This window comes from Nocardia sp. NPDC004260, assembly GCF_053603155.1.
In genome coordinates, this window is the sequence record NZ_JBSGEZ010000182.1 from 1 (window position 1) to 4,013 (window position 4,013).

The following is a 4,013-nucleotide window of genomic DNA, read 5'->3' on the forward strand; positions in this document are numbered from 1 at the left end:
GGGCCGTGGGCGTGTTCGCGCTGGGGGCCGCCTACGGCTCGTTCACCGAGAGCATCGACGACTACCTGGCCGACAACCCCGAAATCGCCGCCTACCTTCCCGGCGGTGCGGCCGACGCGGTGAACTCGTATCTGTCCCTGACGGTGTCGATCGTCGCGCTGCTCACTGCCGCGTTCGGCGTCGCCAGTGTGCTGCGCGCGCGTGGGGAGGAGACCGCGGGACGGGCCGAGTCGCTGCTGGCCGCTCCGGTCAGCCGGTATCGCTGGTTGGCGAGCCATCTCGCCATCGCTTTGGGGGGCGGCGCACTCATACTGGCCGTCGGCGGTTTCGCCGTCGGTGTGACCTATGGGTTGACGATCTCCGATTTCGGACAGGCGCTGCGCATGTCCGGGGTGGCGCTGGCGTACCTACCAGCGGTCTGGTCGGTGATCGCCGTCGCGGCGCTGGGCGTCGGCTGGGCTCCGAGAGCGGCTGTAGCCGCGGCATGGGCCGCCTTCGCCTACTGCGCCGTGGCGTTGCTCTTCACGACTGCTTTCGATCTGCCCGACTGGTTCGACGACGCCTCACCGTTCACCCACCTTCCGAAAGCCCCGCTGCACCCCGTCACCGCCACGCCCATAGTCCTGATCATCTTGACCGCTTCGGCCGCGCTGCTGATCGCTGTCGCCGGTTTTCGCCGCCGCGACGTCGGGTATTGACCCGGCCTCCGTCAGCTGGCGAACACGCGGTCGCTCCCCGGGCGGGTACTCGGGCGTCATCGAAAGCGAAAGAGAATCATCGAGGCCCCTGGGTCCGATGGAACACGGTTGGGCGCTGGTCATGGTCGCCGCACGCCATGGCGAAAGTCCCATGGCGATGATCGGTTCGACTCTGTCGCGGCCTCTCTCCGCCGCCCTACCGTCGGAGTCCTTCACCTGATACAGCGCAGAGGAGAACATCGTCATGCGCGCGCGAATTGTCTACGAATCGATGTTCGGCAACACCGCCGCGATCGCGGAAGCCATCGAACAGGGACTGCGTGAGCATGCCGAAGTAGAAGTCGTGAACGTGGTGGCGGCGGCAGAGGTGTGTGCGACGGTGAACCTGCTCGTGGTCGGCGCCCCTACTCACGCCTTCGGGCTCAGCCGCTCGCAGACGCGTCGCGATGCCGCCAAGCTCACCGATGCTCCGATCGCGACCGACCTCGGGGTACGGGAATGGCTCGCGGCCGCACTGCCGGTATCGCCGGGCCACCGCGCGTTGGCCTTCGGCACGAAGGTCGCCAAACCGCCCTGGCTGCCGGGCTCGGCCGCACGCGGTATCGGAAAACGGCTGTGCCGCTTGGGCTATTCGCTCGCCGATCAGCCGGTGGATTTTCTTGTCGACGATACGACCGGCCCGCTCATACCGGGCGAGCTGGACCGCGCTCGGGCGTGGGCGGGCCGGATTGCGCACACCGAACTCGACCGAAGGAGGCACCACACCTGACGGTGCACCGACGCAGATCTGTGTTCGCAAAGGATGGATGACCATCGGAAGTGGTCGGCGACCGCATTGCGCTCGACACACCAGCGGTTCCGTGTCCGTGCGTCCGATGCTCATAGCCGTGGCCGTCTCAGCGGCTGCCCAATGTGCGGCCGAGTCAGCACGTGCCCGCACCGACGGACCTGTCGCCGTCGGCGCCGACGGCAGCCCGCCGATCCCGGTGCTGCGCGGCGCGCAACTGCTCGTCGGGACCGGTCCCGGCACACTCGGCCGACTGGGGACAACCTGCGGTGAGATTCGGGACCTACGACTCCTCCGGACATCGCCTCTCGATCCCTACCGTGACGGTATGAACCAGCCACCGCCCGGGGAAACCATCGAGAAGGCCGTATCGCTCGCCGGGCGGGCGCCGTCGCTGCACAACAGCCAACCCTGGCACTGGACATTCGACGGCGACGTCCTGCGGCTGTTCGCTGTACCCGAACGCATGCTTCCGGCGACGGACAAATCCGGCAGGCAGATGCTGATCAGCTGCGGAATCGCGCTGGACCATCTGAGGGTTGCGATGGCCGCGGTGGGCTGGCGCATCCACGTCGCACGCTTCCCAGATCCGAACCGCCGCGAACACCTGGCCAATATCACGTTCGACCGGGCTCCCATCATTACCGACGGCGACCGTGCTCGCGCCGACGCCATCCCGCGGCGGCACACCGACCGGCTGCCGTTCCAGGCGCCGATCGGATGGCCCGACTTCGAAGAGGTCCTACGGTCGACCTTCGATCCCATCGACGCCACACTCGATGTGCTGGGTGACGACTGCCGCCCCAGCCTCGCACGCGCCTCGGAGATGAGCGCTGCGCTCCGCCGCTACGATGCCGGATACCACGCCGAACTGCAGTGGTGGACCGGGCACACGATCGGCGACGCGGGTGTGCCCAGCGACGCGCTGATCTCCCAGGAGGAACGGCAGCGAGTCAGCGTGGGCCGGAAGTTCCCGACCACCAGCGGCGACCGGCGCGGCGAAATCACCGAGGACCACTCGGTGATTCTCGTGCTGTCCACCGACCGCGACACACCCGAGGACCTGGTGCGCTGCGGGGAGGTGCTGTCCACGGTGTTACTGGAGTGCACGCTCGCCGGGTTCGCGACCTGTCCGTTGACCCACCTGACCGAGGTGCCGAGCAGCCGTGCCGTGGTCCGGGAGTTGACCGGCCACTCCGGCCTGCCCCAGGCGTTGATTCGCGTTGGTATCGCACCCGAATCGGAGTCGAACGCTCCGGCAACTGCACGCCGACCGCTCAGTGAGGTCCTGGAAATTCTCCGATCCGCCCGATAGCAGGATCGAGCTCGTCCATCGCCGCGCTCCGTCCGCTTCCGCTAGGCCAGTGTCGTCGCTGGTCACCGTCGCACGTGCACGTCTCGAATTCGAGGAGAAGTCGGACATCATGGATACGCTGAGGCTTGCCGCAACCGTTCGATCAGCAATAGGACTGCCGACCGGACACCGGTTGCGCACCAAATGGTTGACCTGGGGAGCCTCGGGGGAAGAGATCGCGCGGGTCATGCCCGGTGACGATCTACTGGTGGACGCCGATATCGTCTCGACTCGCGCTATCACGATCTGCGCGGGCGCCGACGCGATCTGGCCGTGGCTGGTTCAGCTGGGCCCCGGCCGCGGCGGCGCGTATACCTACGACTGGGTCGAGAACCTGCTCGGCGTCGATATGCACAGCGCCGACGAGATCTTACCGGAGTTCCAAAACCTAACGGTCGGAGAAAGTTTCCCGGTCGGCGAGACCGGTGCGCGTATGCGTGTCGCGATCCTCGAACATGAACGCTCATTGGTCTTCACTTCCGAAGACGCCTGCTGGATCTGGGAATTCAGCCTCTATCCAATGGGCGCGGCGACTCGGCTCGTGAGCCGCAATCGCATTGCGCTGACGGGCGCCTCCACGTTCACGCGCGTCGTCATCGTTCTCGTGATGGTGGCCAGTCTGGTGATGGAGCGCAAGATGCTGCGCGGTATCAAACAGCGCGCGGAGGCATGGACGGGAACACCGACCAGAGATGACAAAAGCCGCCCCGCCGCGGCCACAACTCCCGGATTCGCCGTGCTGCAACGCCCACGCCACGGCCCGCCCACCGTCGCAGGCCCCGAGAAACAGCGCTGATGTGCTCCCTCATCGAGTGCCGTACCTGCGGCATAGACCGGCTGTGGCACGCACATCGACGGTCGCGCCGCTACCCCGCCGGGCCGGTGGTGCACCGGCGACGACGACCAGGCCCAGGACCGAGCACCCCTGCGACGTCTCCGTGGACCAACGGCTCGCACCGCACCGCGTCGATCACCACGGCGAGGTCCATACCCGCCAGGTATGACGATGCTCGTTGGTTCACTGCCCGATAGGATCACTCGAACTCCGCAATGCCGAGTCCTCCGACCTAGGAGGCGACGGCCGGACCGATCCCGTCGTCTCCGCGGTATTCGTTGCCGACGCCGATGACCACGGCCCACGGCTCGGTCATCGGCGCACCATGTCGAGGTCCAG

Annotated in this window: 3 protein-coding genes and 1 pseudogene; all 4 read left to right on the forward strand. The window is 66.9% G+C overall.

Translation table 11 applies throughout. The features are described 5' to 3' along the window. A pseudogene (locus ACWEO7_RS38380) lies at nt 1-698 on the forward strand (ABC transporter permease); the annotation flags it as partial. Between the two features lie 244 nt (nt 699-942). Beyond that, nucleotides 943-1,467, forward strand: a complete 525-nt coding sequence (locus ACWEO7_RS38385) for a flavodoxin domain-containing protein (protein WP_397080769.1) — start codon at nt 943-945, stop codon at nt 1,465-1,467. A 346-nt stretch (nt 1,468-1,813) separates the two neighbouring features. After that, nucleotides 1,814-2,800, forward strand: a complete 987-nt coding sequence (locus ACWEO7_RS38390; protein ID WP_452430633.1) for an Acg family FMN-binding oxidoreductase — start codon at nt 1,814-1,816, stop codon at nt 2,798-2,800. Between the two features lie 49 nt (nt 2,801-2,849). Beyond that, a complete protein-coding gene (locus tag ACWEO7_RS38395; RefSeq protein ID WP_397080765.1) occupies nt 2,850-3,635 on the forward strand; it encodes an SRPBCC family protein in 786 nt (261 codons plus the stop codon). Nucleotides 3,636-4,013: the final 378 nt, after the last annotated feature.